The sequence below is a fragment of the Variovorax sp. GW821-FHT09D04 genome (genome assembly GCF_059416405.1).
On record NZ_JBWKPA010000001.1, the window covers coordinates 67,503 to 93,764 of the forward strand.

Here is a 26,262-nt window from a genome sequence, read left to right on the forward strand (position 1 = left end):
CATGACATCCAGGACCAACGCCGCCATCGACGCGCGCCGCATCGCCGCCACGCCGCGCGGCGTCGGCATCGGCTTTCCCATTTACGCAGAGCGCGCGCTCAACGCCGAGCTGTGGGACGTCGAAGGCCGGCGCTACATCGACTTCGGCTCGGGCATCGCCGTGCTCAACACCGGCCACCGGCATCCGCGTGTGGTGGAGGCGATCCGCGCGCAACTCGATCGCTTCACCCACACCGCGTACCAGGTCGTGCCGTACGAAAGCGTGGTGTCGCTGGCCGAGCGCCTGAACCGCCTGACGCCCGGCACCCACGCCAAGAAGACCGCCTTCTTCACGACCGGCGCCGAGGCGGTCGAGAACGCCATCAAGATCGCGCGCGCCGCCACGCGCCGGCCGGGCGTGATCGCGCTGGGCGGTGGCTTTCATGGCCGCACTTTCATGGGCATGGCGCTCACAGGCAAGGTGGTGCCGTACAAGACCGGCTTCGGGCCTTTTCCCGGCAGCATCTTCCACGTGCCCGCGCCGATCGCGCTGCACGGCGTGTCGGTGGACGATTCGCTGCGCGCCATCGACAAGCTGTTCAAGGCCGACATCGAGCCCGAGCAGGTGGCGGCCATCATCCTGGAGCCGGTGCAGGGCGAAGGCGGCTTCTACGCCGCGCCGCCCGCCTTCATGCGCGCGCTGCGCGAGATCTGCGACCGCCACGGCATCCTGCTGATCGCCGACGAGATCCAGACCGGCTTCGCGCGCACCGGCAAGTGGTTCGCCATGGACCACCACGACGTGGTGCCCGACCTCATGACGATGGCCAAGAGCCTGGCCGGCGGCACGCCGCTGTCGGCCGTGTGCGGCCGCGCCGAGATCATGGACGCGCCCGCGCCCGGCGGCCTCGGCGGCACCTACGCCGCCAACGCGCTGGCCATTGCGGCGGCGCATGCGGTGCTCGACGTGATCGAGGACGAACGCCTGTGCGAGCGCGCGCAAATACTGGGCGACCGGCTCAAGGCACGCCTCGAAGGGCTGCGTGCGAAGGTGCCGCAGATCGCGGACGTGCGCGGCCTGGGCGCGATGGTGGCGGTCGAGTTCGCCGGCGCCGACGGCGCGCCCGACCCCGAGTTCACCAAGCAGGTGCAAACCCGAGCGCGCGACGCGGGTTTGCTGCTGCTGACTTGCGGCGTGCACGCCAATGTGGTCCGCTTCCTGTTCCCCCTGACCATCGAAGACGCGGTGCTCGGCGAAGGCCTCGACATCCTCGCCGCCGCATTGCAAGCCTGAGACAAACCACCCATGCCACTGAAACTCCAAGACCCGACCCTGCTGCGCCAGCAGGCCTGCATCGCCGGCGCCTGGGTGAATGCCGACAACGGCACCACCGTCGCCGTCACCAACCCCGCCACCGGCGAGCACATCGGCACCGTGCCCATGTGCGGCACCGAGGAAACCGTGCGCGCCATCGCCGCCGCCGAAAAGGCCCAGAAGGCCTGGGCCAAGGTGCCCGCCAAGGAACGCTCGGCCATCCTGCGCAAGCTCAACGACCTGATGCTCGCGAACGTGGACGACCTCGCGTTGATCATGACCACCGAGCAGGGCAAGCCCCTGGCCGAGAGCCGCGGCGAGATCGCCTACGCCGCCTCGTTCATCGAGTGGTTCGCCGAAGAGGCGCGCCGCGTGTACGGCGACACCATTCCCGCGCCGCAGGCCGACCGCCGCATCCTCGCGCTGAAGCAGCCCGTCGGCGTCACCGCCGCCATCACGCCCTGGAACTTCCCCACCGCCATGCTCACGCGCAAGGCCGGGCCCGCGCTCGCGGCCGGCTGCGCGATGGTCGTGAAGCCGGCCACGCAGACGCCGTTCTCGGCGCTGGCCTTCGCCGTGCTGGCCGAACGCGCGGGCGTGCCCAAGGGCCTGCTGTCGGTGCTCACCGGCTCGGCCAGCCAGATCGGCGGCGAGATGACGCGCAGCCCCATCGTACGCAAGCTGACCTTCACCGGCTCGACCGAGGTGGGTCGCACGCTCATGAAGCAGTCGGCCGACACGATCAAGAAGCTGTCGCTCGAACTCGGCGGCAACGCGCCCTTCATCGTGTTCGACGATGCCGATGTGGATGCCGCCGTCGAAGGCGCGATGGTCTCCAAGTACCGCAACACCGGCCAGACCTGCGTGTGCGCCAACCGCCTCTACGTGCAGCGCGGTGTGCTCGAGGCCTTCACGCAGAAGCTGGTGGCCAAGGTCAACGCACTGAAGGTCGGCAACGGGACCGAGGCCGGCGTCAACCAGGGCCCGCTGATCGACGCCAAGGCGGTCGAGAAGATCGAGGAGCACGTGGCCGACGCCGTCGCCAAGGGTGGCACCGTGCTCGCGGGCGGCAAGCGCCATGCGCTGGGCGGCCTGTTCTACGAACCGACCGTGATCGGCGGCGCCACGCCCGACATGCTGTTCGCGCGCGAGGAAACCTTCGGCCCGCTGGCGCCGATCTTCGCGTTCGACACCGAGGCCGAAGCCATCGCCGCGGCCAACGACACCGAGTTCGGCCTGGCCGCGTACTTCTACAGCCGCGACATCGGCCGCATCATGCGCGTGGCCGAAGCGCTCGAATCGGGCATCGTGGGCGTGAACACCGGCTTGGTGTCGACGGCCGAGGCGCCGTTCGGCGGCGTCAAGCAATCGGGGCTGGGGCGCGAGGGCTCGAAGTACGGGCTCGACGATTTCCTCGAGGTGAAGTACGTGTGCCTGGCGGGGCTGGACAGCTAGGAACTCGCTGCCCGTGACAACGTACCAAGGCGCTTGCCACTGCGGCGCGTGCCGCTTCGAAGTCGACACGGACCTCGACCATGTCCGCAGCTGCAACTGCTCCGTGTGCCGGCGCCGCGGCGCGCTGATTCACCGCGTGCCCGCATCGGCGCTTCGCCTGCTCACGCCGCTAGAAGACCTCACGGTCTACGAATGGCACACACGGACCGCACGCGACTACTTCTGCCCCACCTGCGGAATCATGCCGTTCCGGATTCCCAGCGCGCCGACCGCGCAAGAGACCGCCGACGGCAAGCTGCCGTTCACGGGATGGGCCATCAATGCGCGCTGCCTGGAAGGCGTGGATCTGGCCAGCGTGCCGGTCCGGCTCGTGAACGGCGCGGACCTGTCCTGAGGCTCAGCTTAGGAGCCAGTGCACGCTGAACAACCGCTCGGGGTCGGTCCACACCGCCCCGACGCGGAAGCCCGCGCGCACCGCCAGGGCCTGCAGGCCCTCGACGGTGAACTTGTGCGAGTACTCGGTGTGCAGGGTCTCGCCTTCCTCGAACGAGAAGCGCTCGCCGCGCAGCTGCACGCTCTGCGCGCGCCGGCTCACGAGGTGCATCTCGATGCGGCGCATCGGTGCGTTGTAGAAGGCCGCGTGCGAGAAGCCGTCGAGGTCGAAGTCGGCCGACAGCTCGGCGTTCGCGCGCCGCAGCAGGTTGAGGTTGAACGCCGCCGTCACGCCCTGCGCGTCGTTGTAGGCCGCGTGCAGCCGGTCAGGGTCTTTCACCAGGTCGACGCCGATCAGCAGGCCGCCGCCGCGCAGCATGCGCGCCGCGAGCTGCAGGAACGCCAGCGCCTCGTCGGGCTCGAAGTTGCCGATGGTCGAGCCCGGAAAGAACCCCACGCGCCGGCCCGCCCCGGCCATCGGCGCGGGCAGCACGAGCGGCATGGTGTAGTCGGCCGCGATGGGCTGCACCGCCAGCGCCGGGTAGTCGGCCTTCAGGCGCGCCGCCGCGGCTTCGAGGTGCTCGCCCGAGATGTCGATCGGCAGGTAGCGCTTGGGTGATTCGAGCGCGTCGAGCAGCAAGCGCACCTTGGTGAGCGAGCCGGCGCCGAACTCGACGATCTCGGCGTTCGGCCCGATCTGCGCGGCGATCTCGCCGGCACAGGCGCCCAGGATGCCCAGCTCGGTGCGCGTGGGGTAGTACTCGGGCAGTTCGCAGATGCGGTCGAACAGCTGCGAGCCGGCCACGTCGTAGAAGAACTTGGGCGAGATGTGGCGCGGCGTGCGCGCCAGGCCGGCCTGCATGGCGCGGCCGAACTCGGACCACGGGGCGGTGTCGGGCGGGGTCGCTGCTTCCTGTCGCTGCAGGTGGCTGGCGAGGGCGAACGGGGCGGTCGGATTGCGCATGGTGCTCGGCTCCATCGAGGTGTCGGTCAAAGGTCTTTCGCGAGCCGCAGCCCCGAGAATTGCCAGCGTGCCGCCGGCGGAAAGAAATTGCGGTAGCTCGGCCGCGTGTGGCCGGCCGGCGTGGCCACGCTGCCGCCGCGCAACACCAGCTGGCCCACCATGAACTTGCCGTTGTATTCGGCCGCGATGCCGGGCAGCGGACGAAAGCCCGGGTACGGGTCGTACGAGGAACGCGTCCATTGCCAGACATGGCCGCTCATCTGCGCGATGCCGGGCGCGTCGAAGGCGGCCTCCCATTCGAACTCGGTGGGCAACCGTGCGCCGGCCCATTCGGCGTACGCGGCGGCCTCGTAGAAGCTCAGCTGGGACACGGGCGCGTCGGCCTCCATCGGCCGCACGCCGTGCAGGCCGAACACCTGCCAGCCGCCGGGCGCGGCAGGGCCGCCGCCGGCGCCGAGGGTGGCGATGCGCGGGTCGTCGGCTTCGAGCCAGTAGGCCGGGTGGCGCCAGCCCTGCGCCTGCACCGTGGCCCAGCCGTCGGACAGCCACAGCTCGGGCCGGCGGTAACCGCCGTCGGCGATGAACTGCGCGTAGTCGCCGCAGTTCACGAGCCGGTCGGCGATGGCGTAGGGGCGCAGCAAGGCGGCGTGGCGCGGCGTCTCGTTGTCGAAGCAGAAGCCTTCGCCCGCATGCCCGACCTCGACCGTGCCGCCCGGCTGTTCCAGCCAGCGCACCTCGGCCGGCACGGCCGCCAGCCGCCGCGCGGGGCCGCTCGCGGGCTTGTACGCCGGCAGCAGCGGGTTGCACGACAGCGCATGCAGGATGTCGGTGAGCAGCAGCTCCTGGTGCTGCTGCTCGTGGTTCAGCCCGAGCGCGACGATGGCCTCGATGGCTACCCAGTCGAGCGCCTCCGGCGCAGCCAGCAGCGCGAGCACCGCCTCGTCGACATGGCGGCGGTAGGCGTGCACTTCATCGAGCGAAGGCCGCGTGAGCAGCCCGCGCTGGGGGCGCGGGTGGCGCGGCCCGAGCGCCTCGTAGTAGGAGTTGAAGAGGTAATGAAAACGCGTATCGAAGGGTTGGTACCCCGCCGCATGCGGCTGCAGCAGCACGGTCTCGAAGAACCACGTCGTGTGCGCCAGGTGCCACTTGGTCGGGCTGGCGTCGGGCATCGACTGGATGCACTGGTCCTCGGCGGACAGCGGCGCGGCCAGCGCCACGCTGGCGGCGCGCACCGTGCGGAATTGCTCGCGCAAGGCGCTCGCCACGGGGGCGATCGGCCGGGAAAACGTCATGGTGTCTCCAGTCGGGTGAGCCGGAAGTTTTAGCCCATACCGGCGACAAAAGCACGTAGGACAAGACGCCGCCGCCGCGCCGCCGCAGGAGCCCGTCCTGCGCGCAAGCGGCCCGGAACGCCCCGGCCCGCTGCGTATGATTCGGGCGATGCAAACCCCCTCTCCTTCGGCCAGGCCCCACGTTGTCATCATCGGCTGCGGTTTCGGCGGACTCGAGGCAGCGCGCAAGCTGCAGCGGGCCGACGTCGATGTGACGGTGATCGACAAGACCAACCACCACCTGTTCCAGCCCCTGCTCTACCAGGTGGCGACCGCCGGGCTCGCGGCGCCGTCGATCGCGGCACCGGTGCGCGCCCTGTTCCGCAAGCAGGCCAACGTGACCACGCTGCTGGCTGAGGTGACGGGCATCGACCCGGCCGCGCGCACGGTGCAGCTGGCCGATGGCAGCCAGGTGGCCTACGACCACCTGATCGTGGCGGCCGGCGCCACGCACAGCTACTTCGGGCACGACGAATGGGCCCCCGCCGCGCCGGGCCTGAAGACGCTGGCCGACGCCTTCGAGATCCGCCGCCGCGTGCTGATGTCCTTCGAGACGGCCGAGACCACCGCCGACCCCGAGCGCCGCCGCGCGCTGCTCACCTTCGTGGTGATCGGCGCCGGGCCGACCGGCGTCGAGATGGCCGGCACGCTGGCCGAGATCGCCAAGCACACGCTCGCGGGCGAGTTCCGCCGCATCGACCCCGGCAGCGCGCAGGTGCTGCTGGTCGAGGGCGGCCCGCGCGTGCTGCAGGCCATGCCCGAAAGCCTGAGCCAGAAGGCGCTCGAGCAACTGGAACGGCTCGGCGTGGAGGTGCGGCTGAACGCGCGCGTCACCGCCATCGACAACGCCGGCCTCGAAGTGCAGACCGGCGGCGGCCCCGACGGCGCGCCGCTGCAGAGCTACCGCATTCCCAGCAGCTGCGTGGTGTGGGCGGCCGGTGTCGCGGCCTCGCCGCTGGGCCGGCTGCTCGGCAATGCCACGGGCGTCGAGTGCGACCGCGCGGGCCGCATCAAGGTCGAGCCCGACCTGAGCCTGGCCGGCCACCCCGAGATCAGCGTGGTGGGCGACCTGGCCGCCGCCATGAGCCACGCGCCCGGCAAGCCGCCCAAGCCGGTGCCCGGCGTGTCGCCCGGCGCCAAGCAGGCGGGCCGCGCAGCGGCGGCGAACATCCTGCGCCGCCTGGCGGGCCAGCCCACGGTACCGTTCCGCTACGCCGACTACGGCAACCTGGCCACCATCGGCCGCAACTCGGCCGTGGTCGACCTGGGCACGCCCTTCGGCCCGCTGCGCTTCAGCGGCCGGCCCGCGTGGCTGTTCTGGCTGTTCGCGCACGCGTACTTCCTCATCGGTTTCCGCAACCGCGTGGTCGTGATGTGGGACTGGGCCAGCGCCTACTGGAGCTTCCAGCGCAACGCGCGCGTGGTGGCCGACGTGCAGGGCCGCAGCGAGTCGTAAGCACGCCCCACGCCGCGCGATGACGTTGCTCTGGTGGGTCGTCTTTCATGCGCTCGATGCGCTGTTCTGGCTCTGGATCCTGCGCTGGGGCGGCGCGGCCTGGCTCGAAGGCACTTTCCTCTCGGGCTTTCTCGTGAGCATCTTCGCGCCGCGCTGGGGCGCCGAGGGCCTGCGCATGTTCGCGCTGCTCATGCTGATCGTGTGCGCGATCAGCTTCGTCTGGGGCCTGTTCATGCCCGAGATGCGCTGCTGGTACTCGGGCCACTGCTGAAGCCCAGAGGGCGCCCCCGCAAGGCGCCCCCTGGCCGCGTCAGCTGCCGATCACCCCACCGTCGATCTTCGTGATGACCACGGTCGCCGAGCGCGGCCGGCCCGCGCCGTCGGGCCACTTCGACACGGCGAGCGGGCGCTCGGGGTCGCTGCGCTCGTTGGCCGGCTCGCCCGGGTGCTGGATGTTGATGAACAGCGTGCGCAGGTCGGGCGTGGCCGTGAGACCGGTGATCTCGCAGCCGGCCGGGCCGAGCAGGAAGCGGCGGATCTCGCCCTTGGTCGGGTCGCAGGCCAGCATCTGGTTGTTGGGCAGGTTCGTGTAGTCGCCCTTGCCGAGCGTGGAGGTCGACACGTCGGTCTGGATCCACAGCACGCCGCGCGCATCGACCATCAGGCCGTCGGGGCTGCCGAAGGCATCGCCCTTGACGTTGCCCTGCGCCTCGTAGCGCGTCTGCTTCGGGTCGCCCGCGAGCACGAGGTGGTTCCACGCGAACTTCGTGGCGTCGAGGTCGCCGCTTTCCTTCCAGCGGATGATCTGGCCCATCGTGTTGTTGGAGCGCGGGTTGGCCGCGTCCATGAAGGGCTGGCCCGGGGCGCCGCGGTTGCTGTTGTTGGTGAGCGTGCAGTAGACCTCCTTCGTCAGCGGATCGACGGTGGTCCACTCGGGGCGGTCCATCTTGGTGGCGCCGAGGATGTCGCTGGCCTGGCGCGACTTGATGAGCACGTCGCCCTGCGTGGCGAAGCCCTTGTCGGCCACCAGCCCGTTCTTGCCCTGCACCAGCGGCAGCCATTCGCCCGTGCCGTCGACGTCGAAGCGGCCCACGTAGAGCGTGCCGTGGTCGAGCAGGTCGCGGTTGGCGGCGGCGCCGCCGGGGCGCACCTTGTCGCGGCTCACGAACTTGTAGATGTACTCGAAGCGCGAGTCCTCGCCCATGTAGACCACGGCGCGGCCGTCGTCGGTGAGCGCCACGGCCGCGCCCTCGTGCGCGGCGCGGCCCAGTGCGGTGCGCTTGCGCGGGGTGGAGCTCGGGTCTTGCGGATCGATCTCGACCACCCAGCCGTAGCGGTTCGATTCGTTCGGATGCTTGGCCACATCGAATCGTTCTTCGTGCTCGTGCCAGCGGTACTTGGCGCCGTTGCCCTTCTTGAGGCCCCAGCGCTTCTGGTGCGCGTCGGGCGTGGCGGTGCCCTCGAAGTAGTCGGCGAAGTTTTCCTCGCAGGTCAGGTAGGTGCCCCACGGCGTCTGGCCGTTGGCGCAGTTGTTGAAGGTGCCGAGCACCTGCGTGCCCGAGGGGTCGCCCGCGGTGCGCAGCATCGGATGGCCGGCCGCGGGGCCGGTGAGCGTCATCGGCGTGAGCGCGGTGATGCGGCGCGCGAAACGCGAAGGCAGCACCTGCTGCCAGGCCGCGCCGTCGCGCTGCAGCTCGATCACCGACACGCCGTGCGCGTGCATCGACTTGCGCACCTTCGCGGCGCTCCAGGTCTTCATGCCGTCGGTGTGCAGCAGGCCGTCGTCCACGTACTCGTGGTTCAGCACCAGCAGGCCGCGGTTCGATCCGTCCAGCGGGAAGAAGGCCATGCCGTCGTGGTGCATGCCGGCCTGCAGCGCCTGGTCGTCGGCGGAGTCGGAAGCGTCGGTCTTGAAGGCGGGCATGCGGCCCGCGATGCCGGTGGGGTCGCCCCAGCGGTAGATCACCTGCGTGCGGTAGCCCTCGGGCACGACCACCTGGTCGACCGCCGCCATGGGCACGCTCTTGAAACCGATGGCGCGGCCCAGGCCGCTCACTGCGCTATTGCTACTGCCGCTGCCCGTGCTGGCACAGCCGGCCAGCGGCCCGAACAGGCCCGCCACGGCCGCCGCCAGGCCGCCGCGCACGAAGACCCGCCGCTGCGGATCGGACACGTCGTGGATGGTGGGATTGCCGGAGGGGTTCGAGTCCTCCATGCGGGCGAAGTCTTTGGCCATGTCCTGAAGGTCCGTGGGAATCGTGGGAGCCTGCGATGCTCCCGCGCGCCCATGAAGCCGTCATGACAGGGGTTCGAAGCGCACGTCGCCCCAGGGCCGCGAGCCGCCGTGGCTGTTGTTGCCGTTGCGCGGCTGCTCCCGGCGTTCGCGTCGCCAGTCCCACGGCGGCGTCGGCGCGGTGTCGGCCCACAGGCCCAGGTGCTGCGCACGCGCCGCGGCTTCGAGGCGGAACAGGTCGCCACCGCGCTTCTTCGCGATGCCGTGGTAGTCGTACACCCAGGCCCAGCCCTCGGCCACCAGGCGGCGGCCGGCGTCTTCGCCGTTGCAGCGCACGTCGGCCACGGTGCGGCCGTAGCGGTCGGTGTCGCGTTCGGTGATGACGGCCTTCTCGGCGTAGCACAGGCGGCTCAGCGCCTGGCGGCTGCGCTGGCCGTAGGGCTGCGCTTTCTCGGGGGCGTCGATGGCGGCGATGCGCACCTTGACTTGTTCATAGGCGCCAATGCGGCCGCAGCGCGCGGTGAGCGTGTCGCCGTCGCTCACGCCCACGACGAGGCAGGTGCGCGGCGACGCGGCGTGGGTCAGCAGCGGGAGGGAAAGGCCGAGGGACAGAAGCAGGAAGACGGGGCGAAAGCGCATGCGGAAAGGGAACGGAACACGGGGCCAAGAATGGCCGACGATTCTCGGCGCGAAGTGTGCGCGCCGCCCTTCGGATGCATTTGTTTTCGTCTTCGTTCAGCGCGCGGCCGGCGCGGCCGTCGACTTGCGCACCACCAGCTCCGGGCGCAGCACCACGGTGGAGGCCGACAGCGCCTGCCCGTCGATCTCCTCGAACAGCATCTCGGCCGCACGCCAGCCGAGTTCGCGGTGCGGCAGGCGGATGGTGGTGAGCGGCGGATCGACCATGTCGACCAGCGGCATGTCGTTGTGGCCGGTGATCGAAATGTCCTTCGGCACGCGCAGGCCGGCCTCGCGCAGTGCGTCGTAGGCGCCCAGCGCCACGAGGTCGTTGCAACAGACCACGGCCTGCGGCGTGGCGCCAGCCGCGAGCATCTGCTTCATCGCGGCCGCACCCGCCTCGCGGCTGTAGCTCGCGCACTCGACGATGCGCGCCGGCTTCATGCGGTGGTCGCGCAGTGCCTGCTCCACGCCCAGCAAACGGCCCACGCCGGTGGGGATGGTCTGCGGCCCCGCCAGGTGCGCGATGCGCTTGTGGCCCAGGCCCACGAGGTGATCGACCGCGAGCTTCATCGCCAGCCGGTCGTCGCTCACCACGGCGGGCAGGCGGCCGGTCTCGTCGGCGCGGTTGACCAGCACCGCCGTCATGCCGGCCTTGGCGACGAAGTCGACCAGCGGGTCGTCGCGCGTGGCGGTGGCCAGGATCACGCCGTCCACGCGCTGGGCCAGCATGCGCTCGAGCACCGGCCGTGCGAGCGCCGGGTCGACCACGTTGGTGACGAACACGAAGTAGCCGCGCGCCGCCGCGCTGGCCTCGATGCCCTGCAGGATCGGCGGGAACACCGCGTTCGTGATGTCGGGCACCAGCACGCCGATGGTGTGGGTGCGGCCCGTGCGCAGCGCCGAGGCCGCGCGGTTGGGCCGGTAGCCCAGGCGCTGCGCGGCCTCCTCGACCACGCGCAGCACCTCGTCGCTGATCAGCGAACGCTTCTCGGGGCTGAGCGCGCGCGACACGGTCGACACATGCACCCCGGCGGCACGGGCGACGTCGCGGATGGTGACGGGGCTGGTAGGGGGATGGGTGCTCATTGGTGCAAACGATTGTTGGGCATTCGGTGCGCCATGGTTGGCGAATTCCCATTCTGGCATCCCGGATACCCAGCATTTTACTTTTTCGAAATCTGTCTTAAGATCATGCAAACGATTGCAAGGATTGCAGATGAACATCGCCACCTCCCCCGATTCGGTGCTCGGCTTTGCGCTCGACGCCATGAAACGCACCCCCGATCCGCGCCTGCGCACCGTGATGGACGCGCTCACGCGCCACCTGCACGCCTTCGTCCAGGAGGTGAAGCTGACCGAGGAAGAGTTCGAGCAGGCGCTCGAATTCATCGTCGCCATCGGCCACGCCACGGGCGAGACCAAGAACGAGGTGGTGCTGGCGGCCGACATCCTGGGCGTGTCCACGGTGGTGGCGCTGCAGAACAACCAGGACCCGCACGGCGAATCGCCGGCCGCGCTGCTGGGCCCCTTCTGGCGCGCCAACTCGCCGGCCTGCGCGGCGGGCGAGAGCATCGCGCGCTCGGGCACGCCCGGCACGCCGCTCGACGTGACGGGCACGGTGCGCGACGTGAGCGGGCAGCCGATGGCCGATGTCACGGTCGACGTGTGGCAGGCCTCGCCGGTCGGGCTCTACGAGAACCAGGACCCGGAACAGGACGACATGAACCTGCGCGGGCGCTTCACCACCGACGCGCAAGGCCGCTTTCATTTCCGCAGCGTGCGCCCCGCCGGCTACCCGGTGCCCACCGACGGGCCCTGCGGCGTGCTGCTGCGCGCACAGCAGCGCCACCCGAACCGGCCCGCGCACCTGCACTTCATGCTGAGCAAGCCGGGCCACAAGGTGCTGGTCACGCAAGTGTTCGCCGACGACGACGAGAACCTGGAGAGCGACCCGACCTTCGGCGTGACGCGCCAGCTCATCGGCCGCTTCGCGCTCGCGCCCGACGGCCGCAGCGCCACGCTGCAGTACGACTTCCAACTCGAACCGGGCGAGATGAAGTTCCCCCGCCCGCCGATCCCCTGATTTCCCAACTTCCCTTCATCCCATGAGCTTCGATCCCCAATCCCGACTCCACGGCAAGATCGCCGTCATCACCGGCGGCCTCGGCGCCATCGGCTACGCCACGGCCACGCGGCTGGCCGCGCTGGGCGCCACCTGCGTGCTGCTGCACCGCGGTGGCGACGACAACGCCGCCGCGCGCGCCGCCGCCCTGCCCTCGGACAGCGGCCAGCGCCACGGCGCGATCCGCGCCGACATCGTCGACACGCCGAGCCTGCAGGCCGCCGCCGCCGAGGTGAAGGCCGCGCACGGGCGCTGCGACATCCTGGTCAACAGCGCGGGCCACACGCAGCCCGTGCCGGCCGGCGACCTCGACGCGCTGACCGACGACCTCATCGACGACCTGCTGCGCGCCAACTTCCGCGGCGTGTTCGCCACCATCCGCGCCTTCGCGCCGATGCTCAAGGTCACCGGCGACGGGCTGGTGGTCAACATCTCGTCCATCGCCGGTTTCACGGGCGTGGGCAGCAACCTCGCGTACGTCGCGGCCAAGGCCGGGCTCGACGTGGTGGGCGACGCGCTGGCCAAGGCGCTGGCGCCCGCGGTGCGCGTGGTGTCGGTGTCGCCGGGCGCGGTCGAGTCGGGCTTCGTGCCCGGGCGCGGCGCCGAGTTCGCCGACAAGATGGCCAGCACCACGCCGCTGGGACGCATCGGCAAGCCCGACGACGTGGCGGCCACCGTGGAAGCGCTGGCGACGACGCTGCGCTTCGTCACCGGCACGCGCATCGTGGTCGACGGAGGGCGCCACCTGTGAACAACGCGAAGACGCTCATCACCTGCGCCGTCACGGGCAACCTCGTGAAGCCCGAGCAGACGCCGCACCTGCCGATCACGCCGGTGCAGATCGCCGACGAATGCCTGGCCGCCGCCGAAGCCGGCGCGGCGCAGGTGCACATCCACGTGCGCCACCCCGAGACGGGCAAGCCCTCGATGGAGGTCGATCTGTACCGCGAGGTGGTCGACCGCATCCGCCGCGAGAACCGCGAACTGATCGTGAACCTCACGACCGGGCCGGGCGGGCGCTTCATTCCGAGCGAGGACGACCCGAAGATCGCCGCGCCCGGCACCACGCTGCTGCCGCCCGAGAAGCGCGTGGAGCACATCGCGCTGATCCGGCCCGACGTGTGCTCGCTCGACCTCAACACCATGAACTCCGGCCCCGACGTGGTGATCAACACGCCAAGGAACGTGCGCCGCATGGCGAAGGTGATGCGCGAGGCCGGCGTGAAGCCCGAGCTGGAGATCTTCGACTCGGGCGACATCCACCTGGCGCTGGACCTCATCGCCGACGGCACGCTCGACGGCCCCGCCATGTGGACCTTCGTGCTCGGCGTGAAGTACGGCTTCGCGCCCACGCCCGAAACGCTGCTCTATGCGCGCAACCTGCTGCCGCGCGGCGCCTTCTGGAGCGCCTTCGGCATCGGCCGCACGGAGTTCCCCATCGTCGCGCAGTCGTGGCTGCTGGGCGGCCACGTGCGCGTGGGCATGGAAGACAACATCTACCTCGAGAAAGGCGTGCTGGCCGAAAGCAACGCGCAGCTCGTGGCGAAGGCGCGCGACATCCTGCGCAGCCTGGGCGGCGAGGTCGCCAACCCGCGCGAGGCCCGCGCGATGCTGGGGCTGGCCGGCACCCGCGCCGTTCAGGGAGCCGCACGATGAGCGCCATCCTTCATGAACCCCGCGCCCTGCGCGTGAACGCCAAGGCTGCCAACCCCGAGGCGCTGCACCTGGAGGCCGCACCGCAGCCCGAGCCCGTGGCGCCGCCCGGCCATGCCGTGGTGCGCGTGGCCGCCGCCGCCGTGAACCCGAGCGACGTGAAGGCCGCGCTGGGCCTCATGCCGCAGGCCGTCTGGCCGCGCACGCCGGGGCGCGACTTCGCGGGCACCGTGGTGAGCGGCCCTTCGGAATGGATCGACCGCGAGGTCTACGGCTCGGGCGGCGACGTCGGCATCACGCGCGACGGCTCGCATGCACGCTACCTCGTGCTGCCCGAAGCGGCCCTGCGCGCCAAGCCCCAGGGCATCTCGATGGACGAAGCCGGCGCGGTGGGCGTGCCCTTCGTCACGGCCTACGAGGGCTTCCGGCGCTGCGGCATGCCGCAGGCGGGCCAGACGGTGCTGGTGCTGGGCGCCAACGGCAAGGTCGGGCAGGCGGCGGTGCAGCTGGCCGCGCAGGCCGGCGCGCGCGTGATCGCGGTGCAGCGCGGCCCGGGGCCCTTCGCGGGGTTCGCGAGCGCGCCGGTCGACGTGGTCGATGCGCGCCACCACGCCGACGTGGGCGCGCAGGTGCGCGAGCTCACCGACGGACGCGGCGCGCACATCGTCTACAACACCGTGGGCAGCGCCTACTTCGAGGCCGCCAACAAGGCGATGGCCAAGGGAGCCACGCAGATCTTCATCGCCACGCACGACCGCGCGGTGCCCTTCGACATCTTCGCGTTCTACCGCGGCATGCACACCTACGTGGGCATCGACTCGCTGGCGATGGACTGCGTGGCCTCCACCGCGCAACTCGACGCGATGCGCGAGGGCTTCGAGCGCGGCACGCTGAAACCCTTTCCCGTGGCACGCCACTTCGCGCTCGACGAAGCGATCGACGCCTACCGGCTGGTGCTGTCGGGCAGCACCGACCGCGTCGTGCTGCGCCCCTGACCCCCGAGGACACCCACCATGCATGTGACCCGTTTCAACGAGGCGCCGCACTACGAGGCGCCCAACCACTTCGACATGCGCTGCCTGCGCCTGCAGGGCAAGGAGGCCGGCCCCTCGACGCAGATGTGGATGGGCATGAGCCAGATCCTGCCCGGCGGCCGCACCGGGCTGGACGGCTCGCCGATGGAGAAGCTCTACCTCGTGCTCGAGGGCGAGCTGCACGTCGTCGGCGAACTCGACGGCGCGCACCAGGAAGACGTGCTCCAGCCCTACGACAGCTGCCGCTTCGCGCCCGGCGAGAAGCGCCAGCTCGAGAACCGCAGCAACCGCCCGGTGCTGGTGGCGCTGGTGATGGCGAACGCACCGCCCGCCTGACGCGCTCCTTTCCCAGTCAGTCATTCATCGCTCGCACCAACAAATCAACGGAGACAAGACGCATGAAGAAGACATTCCCCTGGAGCCGCCGACAGGCACTCACGGTCGCCGCGGCACTCGCGGCCTGCACGCTCGGCGGCGCGCATGCACAAGGCGCGTGGCCTGGCACGCAGCCCATCAAGCTGGTCGTGCCCTTCACGGCGGGCAGCGGCACCGACATCGTCGCGCGCCTGGTCGCCGAGAAGCTGGGGCCCGCGCTGGGCACCAGCGTGATCGTGGACAACCGCCCCGGCGCGGGCGGCACGCTGGGTGCAGCCATCGCCGCCAAGGCGCCGGCCGACGGCTACACGCTGCTGGTGCATTCGGCCGGCCACCTCGTGAACCCGTGGATCTACAAGGGCCTGTCGTACGACACGCTGAAGGACTTCACGGGCGTGACGCCGATGGCCAGCCTGCCCAACGTGCTGGTGACCGCGCCTTCGCACTTCACCGACGTGAAAGACCTCGTGGCTAAGGCGAAGGCCAAACCCGGCGGGCTGAACTACGGCTCCGCGGGCAACGGCTCGGCCACGCACATGAATGCCGAGGTGTTCCGCCTCGCGGCCGGCGTCGATGCGCAGCACGTGCCCTTTCGCGGCACGCCCGAAGCCATGACCGAGGTGATGGCCGGACGCGTCGACTGGTTCTTCGCGCCGATGGTGTCGGCACTGCCGCTGATCAAGAGCGGCAAGCTGAAGGCGCTGGCCGTGGGCACCGCCGGTCGCTCGTCCGCCCTGCCCGACGCGCCCACCACGGTGGAGGCCGGCGTGCCGGGCTCGGCCTACCTGTTCTGGGTCGGCCTGTTCGCGCCCGCCAAGACGCCGCAGCCCGTGGTGGAACGGCTGCAGGCCGAGGTCGCGAAGATCATGGTGTCGCCGGAACTGAAGGAGCGGCTGGAGAAGCTCGGCGCCGAACCCTTCACCATGCCCTCCGCGCAGTTCAACAAGTTCATCGCCGACGAGACCGCGAAGGCGCAGCAGGTGGTCAAGGCCGCGGCCATCAAGGTGGACTGACCTCAGCGCAGCAGCGCCGCCAGCACCGGCACCAGCCCCGCACCACCGGCCACGGCGGCCGCGCCGGCGCCCCACGCCACGGCGCGCGGGCGGTACGGCAACAGCAAGGCCACCGGCAACGCACCCGCCGACAGGAAGCCCAGCCACGCGACCGTCCCGACCGTCGGGCCCCAGGCCATCACGCAGGGCACGATGGCCGCTGCCAGCAGCACCATGCCGATCACGCGCAAGCCCGTGCGCCGGCGCGCGGGCACTTCGCGCCCGCGCGTCAGCTGCTCGTGGTGCCGGTCCATGGCAAAGCTCAGGCACGACATGCCTGCATACGCCAGCGCAAGGCCAAGCAACGACGCCCATGCCGTCGTCATCGCGCCGCCTTCCGCAGCAGATGGCGCAGCGCGCCCAGCGCCGCAAGCCCGAAAGCCACGGCGCCCAGTTCGACGCCAAGGCTTTCCCAATCACTGCGCAGCAGCTGCGCCAGCAAGTGATCGCCCGTGGTCACGAAGTTGAGCAGCGGCAACAGCAGGCACAGCGCAGCCAGCGCACCGAGCTGCTCGCGCCACGCGCGCGCCGGCTGCCGCACGAAGGCATGCACCAGCGCCAGCGCCCACAGCGCGAAGAAGACCTGCAGTTCGCGGTCCGCGCGGTGCCCGATGCCGACCGGCACCAGCCGGTTGGCCCACAGGTAGCCCACGCAGGCGATCGCCAGGCCGGCGATGGCCGCGACGTTCAGCGCCTCGATCAGCCGGTAGACCCGCGCGGTCGCGCCGCCGAACTCGCCCAGGTGCTTCTGGCGGCGCTTGACGATGAACAGCACGGCGCCCGAACCCATCATCGCGGTGCCCGCGAGCCCGCACAGGAAGTAGAGCCACTTCATCGGCCAGCCGCCGAAAGTGACCATGTGCAGCCCGCCCATGGCCGACTGCGCGAGCATGGCCGTGCCGCCGTCCGCGGCGCCCGGCAGGCGCACGCGCTGCACCTCGCCACTGGCGGCCGAGAACTGCACCATGCCGGTGGTGGCGCTGAGCCGGCGCGCGGATTCGTCGTCGCCGTTCCATCCGTACACGCCGATGCGCGCAGCCGCGTCGCCCGGGTGGTCGATGACGACCGCGCGCACGGGCTGGCCCATGCGCTCCTGGCCGCGCGCCGCGAACGGTTCGAGCACGGGCACGGGCATCGCGCGGCCGGTGGCGGCGGGCTTGTCGCTGTCGCCCAGCTCGGACACGAAGCGCACCTGCGCCTGCGGGCCGGTGCCGTAGTGCAAGACCTTGGGGGCCGGCATGAAGCTGGTGCCCGAGATCACGAGGCCGGTGTAGGCGATCATGAACTGGAAGGGCAAGGTCAGCACCGCCACGGCGTTGTGCGCGTCGAGCCAGCTGCGCTGGCCCTTCTTGGGCCGGAAGGTGAAGAAGTCCTTGAAGATGCGTTTGTGCGTGATGACGCCCGACACCAGCGCCACCAGCATCGCCATCGCGGCGATGCCGACGATCCACAGGCCGACGGTGCCGGCGTGCAGCTCGTAGTGGAAGTCGACGAAGTGGTGCCCACCCAGCGTGGCGCGCGCCGCGTGGCCGCCGTCTTCCTTCAACGGCTTGCCGGTGGCGGGGTCGAGCGCGACGCCCGCGTACTGCCGGTTGGCGTCGAACCAGAACACCCGCAGCTCGCCACCGCCCTGCGCATCCGAAGGCCACAGCTCCCACATCGAGGCGCCCGCGTGGTGCTCGGCCATGTAGGCCATGCCCCAGGCCAGGCGCTGCGCACGGTCGGCCGTGGGTTCGCCCTTTCTGGCTGCGGCAGCGGCTTCCTCGGCGTGGTGCTCCGGTGTCATCCAATGGGTGATGGGCTCGTCGAACACCGCCAGCGTGCCGGTGAGGAACACCGCGAACAGCAGCCACGAGAACCACAGGCCGCACCAGGTGTGCAGCCAAGCCTGGGCCTGGCGAAAGCCCCCTCGCGAGGGGGCATTGGTTGTCTTCGTGCTCATGCGCCGCCTCCCGCGCCGCGCAATGCGAGGCCGAGCCCGGCCAGCACCACGGCGGGCAGCAGCAGGCCGGCCCAGGCGCGCGACAGCGACACGGGCGCGAACGCCCAGATCACGGCGACGGTGTAGACCGCGAAGCTGAACTGCATGCCCCCGAGCGCGGCCTCGGCGGGGCCGGCCGGCAGCACGGCGGCCAGGAAGACGGCGGCGGCCGAGGCCAGCGCGTAGCCGCCGAGCACGGCGGCCGCGACGCGGGACAGCAGCCGCAGGGCGGGAGAAAAGGAGGAGGTGCGGGTGTTCATCGGGGACCGGAAAACGGGGCGCGGACATGCGCCCCTCCCCTACATGACAAACGAGAACGAAAAAAGGGTCATGCCCCCCGCTCTTTCCCGCTCAGAACGCGTAGCTCAGCGTCGCCACCGCGTTGCGCGGCGTGCCGAAGTAGGCCTGCCCGTCGATGTTGCTGTAGTACTTCTTGTCGAACAGGTTCTCGATGTTCAGCTGCAGCGCCAGCCTGGGCGTGAAGGCGTAGCGGGCCATCAGGCTCACGACCGCGCGCGAGCCCTGCTGGTAGCGCAGGTCGACATCGCCCACGCTGTACGCGTAGTAGGTGCGGTTCTGCCAGTTGACGCCGCCGCCCAGCGTGAGCCGGTGCCACGCGCCCGGCAGCCGGTAGGTGGTGAACAGCGTGGCCTGCGTGGTCGGCATGGCGGTGTTGATGCGGTTGCCGTTGCCTTCGCGGCCCAGCGTGCGTGCGATGCCCGCGTTCAGCTGCCAGCCTGGGGCCAGTTCGCCCGACACCTGCAGCTCGATGCCCTTGCTGGTCACGCCGCGCGCGCCGTAGTAGGCGCCTTCGCTCGAGTTGGGCACGAGCTTGGTGCCGTCGCGTTGCGCCACGTTCTCCTGCTCGGCGCGGAAGACGGCGATGGAGGTGTTGAGCTTGCCGTTCAGGTGCTCGCCCTTGAGGCCGATCTCGTAGCTCTTGCCGGTCACCGGGTCGAGGTAGGCGCCGCTGGCGTCGCGGTAGTTCTGCGGCTGGAAGATGTCGGTGTAGCTCGCGTACACCGAGTAGTTCTCGCTCAGGTCGTACACCAGGCCCGCGTAGGGCGTGAACACCTCGTGCTTGCGCGTGGCCGGGGCGTCGGCGGTCAGACGCGTGGAGCGCCAGCTGTTCTGGCGCCCGCCCACGATGAGCTTGAGCGAATCGGCCAGCGACAGGCGCGCGGCGCCGTAGTAGCCGGTCTGACGCGTCTTGGTGATGGCCGACACCTTCAGCGGGTCCCAGCCCGGCTCGGGGTACGACGCAGCGTTCCAGTCGTAGAAGTTGCCGGTGTCGGGCAACGGGCTGGTGCGCGGATGGCTCGCCTCCACGTAGCGCGACTGGCTGTTGCTGACGCCCACCACGAGTTCGTGCGTGCGCCCCAGCAGCGTGAAGGGGCCGGTGGCCTGCAGGTCGAGGCTGTTCTGGCGGAACTGGTGCTCGAAGTAGCCGGGCAGCGAGCCCAGGCCGGTGCCGGTGAGGCGTTCGAGGTCGCCGTACAGGTACAGCAGCTTGGCGTTCTGCTTGCTCTGCCGGTGCGAGCCGTTGGCCTTGAGCTTCCAGCCGTTGTCGAACTGGTGCGTGAGGTTCGCAAAGGCGGTGGTGGTGGTCGTGTCCCAGTGGGTCCACGGTGTGCCGACGGTCTTGGAGCGGTCCCAGCGCGTGGCCGTGCCGTCGCTGAAGGTCAGCGGCAGGCCGCCCCAGGTCGACGAGGTGGGCCGCGTGGCCTGCGACTCGATGCCCACGCTCAGCGTGGTGCTGGGCGTGAGGTCGGCATCGACCACGCCGTACAGCACGTGCTTGCGGCCGTGGTACATGTCGATGAAGGAGTCGCGGTCTTCCGTCATGCCGATGAGGCGGGCGCGCACGCGACCGTCTTTCGTCACCGGCGTCTGCAGGTCGACCGTGCCGCGGCGCAGGTTCCACGAACCCAGCGCAAGCGACGCACTGCCGGCGAACACCTTGCTGTCGGCGTGCTTGCGCACCAGGTTCACCGAGGCCGAGGGGTTGCCCGCGCCGGTGAGCAGCCCCGTCGAGCCGCGCACGACCTCGATGCGGTCGTACAGCACCGGGTCGTTGGTGGAGGCCCCGAAGAAGTCGGTCGTGACGGTGGTCGGCACGCCGTCGTACTGGTAGTTGTCGATGTAGAAGCCGCGCGCGTACAGGTCGGTGCGGTCGCTGTCGGAGCTCACCGAGAACACGCCGGGCACGCTCTGCATGGCCTGGCCGAGCGACAGCAGGTTCTGGTCCTCGATCTGCTGGCGCGTGATGACGGTGACCGACTGCGGCGTCTCGCGCGGCGAGAGCGCCAGCCCGGTGGCCGCCGCCGTGGCGCGCGTGGTGTAGGCGCCGGTGCCTTCGGTGGTGCCGCTGCGGTCGGCCTCGGCCGTGACGGTGACGGGCGAGAGCGTGTCGACGCCGCCGGCCCCTGCGGCGGGCGTGCCGGCCTCGCGGCGGTTCAGCGTGTAGCTGCCGTCGGTGCGCGCCACCACCTGCAGGCCGCTGCCCGCGAGCAGCCGCTCGATGGCTTCGCGCGCGGTGTAGCGGCCCGCCACCGCGGGGCTGCTGCGCCCCTGCGTCAGCGCGGGGTCGAACGACAGCGCGATGCCGTTGCCGGCCGCGAAGGCGGCGAGCGTGCGGCCCAGCGGGCCGGCGGGAATGTCGTAGGCGCGGGACGCGGCGGCGTCGAGCGAGGACGACGACGCTTGTGCGAAGGCCGGCCCTCCCGCGCCGGCCAGGCCGCCAAGGGCAAGCGCCATCAAGGCATGGCGAAGGACGGAGTTCAGGCGGCGCTCTGCGAACGGGCGCAAGGCGGACGGGCGGGATGCGGACATGGAGACGGGCCTTTCGGTTGGGCAACGGTGGGTTCTTCACCCTCCTTGCCAGCCGAAACGAAAAAAAGTCTCACCCCCGGATCGATATATTTTTTGAAGCGCCCGTCGCGCGCTCTTCGGGTGCCGCTCGCGGCACCAGCGTGACCCAGTAGCCGCGCAGGCGCGTGGCCGCGTCCACCGGGTAGGTCGACACCAGCATGCGCAGCACGCCATCGGTGTCGGCCAGCGGAAAGGCGCCCGAGACGCGCAGCTCGGCCACCGCCGCGTCGCACTGCAGCAGGCCGGGGCGGTAGCGCGACAGCTCGGCGGCGAAGTCGGCCAGCCGCATGCCGTCGGCGAGCAGCATCCCTTGGGTCCACGCCAGCACCGAGGCGTCCGCCGGGCGGAAGTCGTCGATGCCGTCGACCGTGAAGCGGGCCTGCTGCCCCGCCGGCAGCACGCGCGCGGCGGCGCGCTCGGGCGTGATGCGCACCGCGCCTTCGAGCACGGCGATGTGGGTGGCGCCGCCCGCCTCCTTGCGCACGCTGAAGCGCGTACCCAGGGCCTCCAGCGTGCCGCCTGCGCTGGCCACGCGGAACGGGCGGTGCGCGGCGGCGGGGTCGGGCGCGGTGGCGATGAAGATCTCGCCCGCCTGCAGCACCACGCGGCGCTGCGTGCCGTCGAAGTGCACATCGACCGCGCTGGCGGTGTTGAGCGTGAGGCGGCTGCCGTCGGCCAGCCGCAGTTCGCGGCGCTCGCCGGTGGCGGTGCGGTGCCCGGCCATCCAGCCGCGTTCGTCCGCCATCTCGACCGCCTGCCAGCCGAGCCAGCCGGCGGGCACGGCCGCCAGCAGCGCGGCCAGCCGGCCGAGGGTGGCGCGGCGGTTGTTCGCGTTGCCGCGCGCAGGTCGCGCGAGCGACGACATCGCCAGCGCCGGCGGCAGGCCGCCGAGCTTGTTCATCAGCAGCTCGGCGCGCGCCCAGGCGCGTGCGTGGTCGGGGTGGCTCTGGCGCCAGCGCTCGCAGGCGCGGCGGTCTTCGTCGGTGACGGCGCTGTCGTGCAGCCGCATCAGCCATTCGGCGGCTTCATCGAGCACGCGAGGGGCGAGCGTCGATGTCTCGAAATTCATCGCGCTCATCAGAATGCCTTCGTGCTTCGCACTTCGGCGCGCGCTTGCTTGGGGCGGCCCGGCGCGGCGCTCATGCCATCACCGCCAGGCAGCCCCGAAAGCCCTGCTGCATGTAGCGCTTGACCGTGACGAGCGACACGCCCAGCTCGCGCGCGATGTCCTCGTACTTCATGCCGTCGAGCTGCGACAGCAGGAAGGCCCGGCGCGCGAGCGGCTTGAGGGCGTCGAGCATCGCGTCGATCTCGTGCAGCGTCTGCAGGATCACCAGCCGCTGCTCGGGCGACGGCGCCTCGGGCTCGGGCATCACGGCCAGCGCTTCGAGATAGGCCCGCTCCAGCGCCTGGCGCTGGTACCAGTTCACGAGGATGTTCTTGGCCACGCTCGTGAGGTAGGCGCGCGGCTGCGCGATGACCTCGGGGTTGCGCGCCGTCAGCAGCCGCGCGAAGGTGTCCTGCGCCAGGTCGGCCGCGTCGCACGAATTGCCGAGCTTCTTGCGCAGCCACGACTGCAGCCAGCCGTGGTGGTCGCTGTAGAGGGTGTGGACTTGCTGGAAGGCGGCTTCGGCAGCGGACATGGCGGGCGGCACGGCGGCGGGGGCTCCGCCTACAAATAAGAATTATTCTCATTTTAAGCAAAAAGGCCGCACTGCCGCCCTGGCCGTCCTGTCCGCACTGCGGACAGCGTGGCTCAGGCCGGCCGGGCCGCCACGAGCGCCACCGCGTCCGCGCCCGCCGGATAGCGCAGCGTCTCCGCCGTGTCGTTCGCGGCGCGCCAGACGGCCTCGGCCACGTCGGCCGCCGTGGTCACGGCCGTGGGGTTGCCCAGCGCCGCGAAGACGCCCTGCGCGAGCGGTGCGTAGTCCGGCGGGATCAGGCCCTGCATGCGCTGCGCCCCGTTCTCGGTGAACCGCGTGCCGGGCCCGTAGCCCGGCTCGACGAGCTTCACGCGCACGTCGAACGCCGCCAACTCGAACGCGAGCGAGGCGGTAAAGCCCTCGATGGCGGTCTTGCTCGCGGTGTACGCGGCCACCAGCGGCATCGGCGCGAGCGTGACGGTCGACGTGACGTTGACCAGCAGCCCCGAGCGCCGCGCCCGGAACTGCGGCAGCACGGCCTGCGCCATGGCCATCATGCCGAAGGTGTTGGTCTCGAACACCTCGCGCACAGTGGCCATGGGCGTAGCCTCGAAGGCGCCGAAGAGACCGACGCCGGCGTTGTTCACGAGCACGTCGATCGGGCCCGCGTTCTCGATGGCGGCGGCGATGCTGTCGGGCTGCGTCACGTCGAGCGGCAGCACGTGCAGGTTCGGCGCGTCGGGAAAGAGGTCGTCGCGCGGCGTGCGCATGGTGGCGACGACGCGCCAGCCCTGGGCGTGGAAGTGGCGCGCGGTGGCCAGGCCGTAGCCGGACGAGCAGCCGGTGATCAGTGCGGTTTTCAATGGGGTTCCTTGGTGGTGGGTGATGAAGAGAAGAGCCCCAACGATAGGGACGAGCGACCGGACTTGCTACCATCGAACGTCGCCATTTCTTTTGCAGGAGTCCAGCCATGGCCGATCCCCTGGCCGAGGTCATCGCGCTGCTTCGCCCGCGCGCCGTGTATTCCAAGGTGATCGCGGGCGCCGGCGCCTGGGCCGTGCGCTACACGGCCTTCGGCCAGCCCAGCTTCTGCACCATGCTCGAGGGCGAGTGCATCCTGGCGGTCGACGGCCAGCCGCCGCTGGCGCTGGCCGCCGGCGACTTCCTGCTGATGCCGGCCACGCCCGGCTTCACGCTGTCGGGACTCACGCCGGCACCGCCGGTGTTCCTCGACCCGCATGAACAGGCGGCGCGCGAGGACGCACACGGCGAGGTCCGCCACGGCGACCGGAACGGCCCGCCCGACGTGCGCATGCTCGGCGGCTACTTCGCCTTCGATTCGCCCGACGCGGCCCTGATGGTGTCGCTGCTGCCCTCGGTGCTGCACATGCGCGGCGTCGCGCGGCTGTCGCTGCTGGTGCAGCTCGTGCGCGAAGAGTCCATGGCGCAGCGGCCGGGGCGCGACCTCGTGCTCGGGCGGCTGGTCGAGGTGCTGCTGATCGAGGCGCTGCGCTCGGCGCCCGGCGAAGGCGCGCCGCCGGGGCTGCTGCGCGCGCTGGCGGACAGCCGGCTGGCCGCCGCCGTGCGGCACATGCACGCGGACCCCGCGCGCTCATGGACGGTGGAAGAACTCGCCGGCAAGGCCGCGCTCTCGCGCTCGGCCTTCTTCGAGCGCTTCTCGCGCGCCGTAGGCCTGCCGCCGATGGAGTACCTGCTGGCGTGGCGCATGGCGCTCGCCAAGGACCTGCTGCGCCGCGGCGGCTGTGCGCCGGCGGAGGTGGCCGCGCGCGTCGGCTACAGCTCGGCCAGCACCTTCAGCACGGCGTTCAGCCGCCATGTGGGCCAGGCGCCGGGGCGCTACGCCCGCCAGCCCTAGCAAGGACAAGGGCGACGGCTCAGGCCGCCGTGCCTTCCTTCTCCTGCAGCAACCGCCACATCACCTTCCCACTCCCGCTCTTGGGCAGCGCATCCACAAACTCCACCTTGCGCGGAATCTTGTAGACCGCCATGTTCTCGCGGCACCAGTCGATGATCTGCTGCTCGGTCGTGTCCTTGTGCGTGGCGCGCAGCACCACCACGGCCTTGACCGATTCGCCGCGGTAGTCGTCCTTGGTCGAGATGACGCAGGCCTCCTGGATCGCGGGGTGGCGGAACATCAGCAGCTCGACCTCGGCCGGCCACACCTTGAAGCCGCTCGCGTTGATCATGCGTTTCAGGCGATCGGTGATGAAGAAGTAGCCCTCCTCGTCCATGCGGCCCATGTCGCCCGAGCGGAAGAAGCGCTTGCCCTCGAACTCGACGAAAGCGGCCTTGGTGGCGTCGGGGCGCTTCCAGTAGCCCTGGAACACCTCGGGGCCGTGGATGATGATCTCGCCCGATTCGCCGATGGGCATTTCCTGCAGCGTGTCGGGGTCGACCACGCGCGCGTCGGTGCTCATGAACGGGATGCCCAGGCACTGCTGCTTGGGATGGTCCGAGGGGTTGGTGTGCGAGGGTGCGGCCGTTTCGGTGAGGCCGTAGCCTTCCTGGTACTTCAGGCCGTACTGCTCGAGCAGGCGCTGCGCCACGGCCTGCGGCATGGCGGCGCCGCCGCCGCCGATGTGGGTCATGCTCGTGAGGTCGTAGCTCGCGAAGTTGGGGCTGGCCATGAGGTCGATGACCATGGTGGGGATGTTGGTCCAGCTCGTGACCTTCCAGCGCGAGATGAGCCGGCCCGCCACGTCGCGGTCCCAGCGCGGCATGATGACCAGCGTGGCCGCCGCGAGGATCGAGGTGTGCATCATGCTCACCACGCCGGTGATGTGGAACATCGGCACCACGGCCAGCACCACCGCCTCCGACGTGGCCTGGCCCCAGAGCTGGCCGGCCATCGCGTTGTGCATGAGGCTCGAATGGTGGTGCACGCAGCCCTTGGGCAGGCCGGTGGTGCCGCTGGTGTAGGGCAGCAGCGCCATGTCGTTGGCGCCCACCACGTGCGCGGGGGCCGGGTGGCCGGCCGCGAGCGCGTCGGTCCAGGCCATGACCTGGCCGTCGGCCAGCGCGGGCAGCGGGTGGCGCGTGCCGAGCCAGTCGGCCCAGGCCGGCGCGGGGGCGTCGTCGCCGGTCACGTTCGCATCGAAGGCGTCGGTGAACTGGCTCACGACGAGGTGCGACAGGCGCTGCTCGGGCGGCAGTGCGTCGCTGGCCTTGGCCAGCTCGGCCGCGAGGTCGCCGGTGGTGATCGCCACCTTGGCGTCGGGGTCGACGATGTAGTGCTTGAGCTCTTCGGCCCGGTTCATCGGGTTGACCGGCACCACGACGGCGTTGGCGCGCAGGATGGCGAAATGCGCGATCACCAGCTGCGGGCAGTTCTGCATGTTCAGCACCACGCGGTCGCCGCGCTGCACGCCCAGCGCATGCAGCGTGCCGGCCAGCCGCTCGACCTGGTCGGCCACGTCGCGGTAGCTCAGCACGCGGCCGAAGAAGACCAGCGCGGCCTTGTCGGGGTAGCGCGCCGCCGAGGTGGCCAGGTTGTGCCACAGCGAGGTCGCGGGGACGGTGATCGAATGCGGGAGGCGCTTGGGCCAGAACTTGTAATGCGGGCGTGGTTGCATGGTCTGTGAACAGGCGAAGGAGGAAGGAGAGGGAAAAGAAAGCGGTGCGACAAAGGCGCAATGCGCCAGCCTAAGCCGCACCGGCCGCCGCT

The 26,262-nt window shown here is 70.7% G+C and carries 25 protein-coding genes; 12 read left to right on the forward strand and 13 right to left on the reverse strand.

Annotation, left to right across the window (positions count from 1 at the left end; translation table 11 throughout):
- Nucleotide 1: 1 nt before the first annotated feature.
- The 3 genes from gabT to AC07O4_RS00370 are packed head-to-tail and all read left to right on the forward strand — an operon-like array spanning nucleotide 2 to nucleotide 3,143.
- Nucleotides 2-1,273 carry a 4-aminobutyrate--2-oxoglutarate transaminase gene (gabT, locus tag AC07O4_RS00360; protein WP_495303419.1) on the forward strand — a complete coding sequence of 424 codons (1,272 nt, stop codon included), beginning with the start codon at nucleotides 2-4 and terminating at the stop codon, nucleotides 1,271-1,273.
- Nucleotides 1,274-1,285: 12 nt separating this feature from the next.
- The gene (locus AC07O4_RS00365; RefSeq protein ID WP_495303420.1) at nucleotides 1,286-2,749 is read left to right on the forward strand and encodes an NAD-dependent succinate-semialdehyde dehydrogenase; all 1,464 of its coding nucleotides are present in this window, start codon (nucleotides 1,286-1,288) and stop codon (nucleotides 2,747-2,749) included.
- A gap of 13 nt (nucleotides 2,750-2,762) precedes the next feature.
- Nucleotides 2,763-3,143, forward strand: a complete 381-nt coding sequence (locus AC07O4_RS00370; protein WP_495303421.1) for a GFA family protein — start codon at nucleotides 2,763-2,765, stop codon at nucleotides 3,141-3,143.
- Between the two features lie 3 nt (nucleotides 3,144-3,146).
- Here the strand turns inward: AC07O4_RS00370 and egtD are convergent, their stop codons facing one another.
- Nucleotides 3,147-4,145: an L-histidine N(alpha)-methyltransferase gene (egtD, locus tag AC07O4_RS00375; protein ID WP_139705681.1), complete on the reverse strand. Its 999-nt coding sequence runs from the start codon at nucleotides 4,143-4,145 to the stop codon at nucleotides 3,147-3,149.
- A gap of 26 nt (nucleotides 4,146-4,171) precedes the next feature.
- Entirely contained in the window at nucleotides 4,172-5,437 is a 1,266-nt protein-coding gene (gene egtB / locus AC07O4_RS00380; protein WP_495303422.1) for an ergothioneine biosynthesis protein EgtB, read from the reverse strand.
- A gap of 148 nt (nucleotides 5,438-5,585) precedes the next feature.
- Here egtB and AC07O4_RS00385 point away from each other — a divergent pair, with 148 nt between their 5' ends.
- Entirely contained in the window at nucleotides 5,586-6,932 is a 1,347-nt protein-coding gene (locus AC07O4_RS00385; protein WP_062477668.1) for an NAD(P)/FAD-dependent oxidoreductase, read from the forward strand.
- Nucleotides 6,933-6,951: 19 nt separating this feature from the next.
- Nucleotides 6,952-7,203, forward strand: a complete 252-nt coding sequence (locus AC07O4_RS00390) for a hypothetical protein (RefSeq protein WP_495303423.1) — start codon at nucleotides 6,952-6,954, stop codon at nucleotides 7,201-7,203.
- A 39-nt stretch (nucleotides 7,204-7,242) separates the two neighbouring features.
- Here AC07O4_RS00390 and AC07O4_RS00395 read toward each other — a convergent pair whose 3' ends face one another.
- The 3 genes from AC07O4_RS00395 to AC07O4_RS00405 form a co-directional block, all read right to left on the reverse strand.
- Complete coding sequence (locus tag AC07O4_RS00395; protein ID WP_495303424.1) at nucleotides 7,243-9,168, reverse strand: PhoX family protein; 1,926 nt, start codon at nucleotides 9,166-9,168, stop codon at nucleotides 7,243-7,245.
- A gap of 60 nt (nucleotides 9,169-9,228) precedes the next feature.
- Nucleotides 9,229-9,804, reverse strand: coding sequence for a thermonuclease family protein (locus AC07O4_RS00400; protein WP_495303425.1), 576 nt, complete (start codon nucleotides 9,802-9,804; stop codon nucleotides 9,229-9,231).
- A gap of 96 nt (nucleotides 9,805-9,900) precedes the next feature.
- Nucleotides 9,901-10,932: a LacI family DNA-binding transcriptional regulator gene (locus AC07O4_RS00405; RefSeq protein ID WP_495303426.1), complete on the reverse strand. Its 1,032-nt coding sequence runs from the start codon at nucleotides 10,930-10,932 to the stop codon at nucleotides 9,901-9,903.
- Nucleotides 10,933-11,062: 130 nt separating this feature from the next.
- Here AC07O4_RS00405 and AC07O4_RS00410 point away from each other — a divergent pair, with 130 nt between their 5' ends.
- The 6 genes from AC07O4_RS00410 (at nucleotide 11,063) to AC07O4_RS00435 (ending at nucleotide 16,043) form a co-directional block, all read left to right on the forward strand.
- Nucleotides 11,063-11,929 (forward strand): dioxygenase family protein, encoded by an 867-nt coding sequence (locus AC07O4_RS00410; protein ID WP_495303427.1) that lies wholly within the window; start codon nucleotides 11,063-11,065, stop codon nucleotides 11,927-11,929.
- Nucleotides 11,930-11,951: 22 nt separating this feature from the next.
- The gene (locus AC07O4_RS00415; RefSeq protein ID WP_495303428.1) at nucleotides 11,952-12,719 is read left to right on the forward strand and encodes an SDR family NAD(P)-dependent oxidoreductase; all 768 of its coding nucleotides are present in this window, start codon (nucleotides 11,952-11,954) and stop codon (nucleotides 12,717-12,719) included.
- On the forward strand, nucleotides 12,716-13,624 hold the full coding sequence (locus AC07O4_RS00420) for a beta-keto acid cleavage family enzyme (RefSeq protein WP_495303429.1): 909 nt from the start codon (nucleotides 12,716-12,718) through the stop codon (nucleotides 13,622-13,624). Before AC07O4_RS00415 ends, AC07O4_RS00420 begins: the two co-directional genes overlap by 4 nt.
- A complete protein-coding gene (locus AC07O4_RS00425; RefSeq protein ID WP_495303430.1) occupies nucleotides 13,621-14,616 on the forward strand; it encodes a quinone oxidoreductase family protein in 996 nt (331 codons plus the stop codon). The genes AC07O4_RS00420 and AC07O4_RS00425 overlap by 4 nt, the downstream gene beginning before the upstream one ends.
- Nucleotides 14,617-14,634: 18 nt before the next feature.
- Nucleotides 14,635-14,991 carry a cupin domain-containing protein gene (locus AC07O4_RS00430; protein WP_495303431.1) on the forward strand — a complete coding sequence of 119 codons (357 nt, stop codon included), beginning with the start codon at nucleotides 14,635-14,637 and terminating at the stop codon, nucleotides 14,989-14,991.
- A 62-nt stretch (nucleotides 14,992-15,053) separates the two neighbouring features.
- Nucleotides 15,054-16,043 (forward strand): Bug family tripartite tricarboxylate transporter substrate binding protein, encoded by a 990-nt coding sequence (locus AC07O4_RS00435; protein ID WP_495303432.1) that lies wholly within the window; start codon nucleotides 15,054-15,056, stop codon nucleotides 16,041-16,043.
- A gap of 2 nt (nucleotides 16,044-16,045) precedes the next feature.
- On the opposite strand, the gene AC07O4_RS00440 is transcribed toward AC07O4_RS00435, so the two are convergent.
- The 7 genes from AC07O4_RS00440 to AC07O4_RS00470 form a co-directional block, all read right to left on the reverse strand.
- On the reverse strand, nucleotides 16,046-16,408 hold the full coding sequence (locus tag AC07O4_RS00440; RefSeq protein WP_095948978.1) for a DUF3325 domain-containing protein: 363 nt from the start codon (nucleotides 16,406-16,408) through the stop codon (nucleotides 16,046-16,048).
- Nucleotides 16,405-18,024, reverse strand: a complete 1,620-nt coding sequence (locus tag AC07O4_RS00445) for a PepSY-associated TM helix domain-containing protein (protein WP_495303433.1) — start codon at nucleotides 18,022-18,024, stop codon at nucleotides 16,405-16,407. Before AC07O4_RS00445 ends, AC07O4_RS00440 begins: the two co-directional genes overlap by 4 nt.
- Nucleotides 18,021-18,323, reverse strand: a complete 303-nt coding sequence (locus tag AC07O4_RS00450) for a DUF3649 domain-containing protein (protein WP_492684433.1) — start codon at nucleotides 18,321-18,323, stop codon at nucleotides 18,021-18,023. The genes AC07O4_RS00445 and AC07O4_RS00450 overlap by 4 nt, the downstream gene beginning before the upstream one ends.
- 91 nt (nucleotides 18,324-18,414) lie before the next feature.
- On the reverse strand, nucleotides 18,415-20,895 hold the full coding sequence (fhuE, locus tag AC07O4_RS00455) for a ferric-rhodotorulic acid/ferric-coprogen receptor FhuE (RefSeq protein ID WP_495303434.1): 2,481 nt from the start codon (nucleotides 20,893-20,895) through the stop codon (nucleotides 18,415-18,417).
- Nucleotides 20,896-20,965: 70 nt separating this feature from the next.
- Nucleotides 20,966-22,012 (reverse strand): FecR domain-containing protein, encoded by a 1,047-nt coding sequence (locus tag AC07O4_RS00460; RefSeq protein WP_495303435.1) that lies wholly within the window; start codon nucleotides 22,010-22,012, stop codon nucleotides 20,966-20,968.
- Nucleotides 22,013-22,073: 61 nt separating this feature from the next.
- On the reverse strand, nucleotides 22,074-22,577 hold the full coding sequence (locus AC07O4_RS00465) for a sigma-70 family RNA polymerase sigma factor (protein WP_153282851.1): 504 nt from the start codon (nucleotides 22,575-22,577) through the stop codon (nucleotides 22,074-22,076).
- Between the two features lie 113 nt (nucleotides 22,578-22,690).
- Nucleotides 22,691-23,440 carry an SDR family oxidoreductase gene (locus AC07O4_RS00470; protein ID WP_495303436.1) on the reverse strand — a complete coding sequence of 250 codons (750 nt, stop codon included), beginning with the start codon at nucleotides 23,438-23,440 and terminating at the stop codon, nucleotides 22,691-22,693.
- Between the two features lie 107 nt (nucleotides 23,441-23,547).
- On the opposite strand from AC07O4_RS00470, the gene AC07O4_RS00475 reads away from it, so the two are divergent.
- On the forward strand, nucleotides 23,548-24,453 hold the full coding sequence (locus tag AC07O4_RS00475) for an AraC family transcriptional regulator (protein ID WP_495303437.1): 906 nt from the start codon (nucleotides 23,548-23,550) through the stop codon (nucleotides 24,451-24,453).
- Nucleotides 24,454-24,472: 19 nt separating this feature from the next.
- On the opposite strand, the gene AC07O4_RS00480 is transcribed toward AC07O4_RS00475, so the two are convergent.
- The gene (locus tag AC07O4_RS00480; protein WP_495303438.1) at nucleotides 24,473-26,170 is read right to left on the reverse strand and encodes a long-chain fatty acid--CoA ligase; all 1,698 of its coding nucleotides are present in this window, start codon (nucleotides 26,168-26,170) and stop codon (nucleotides 24,473-24,475) included.
- Nucleotides 26,171-26,262 lie beyond the last annotated feature (92 nt).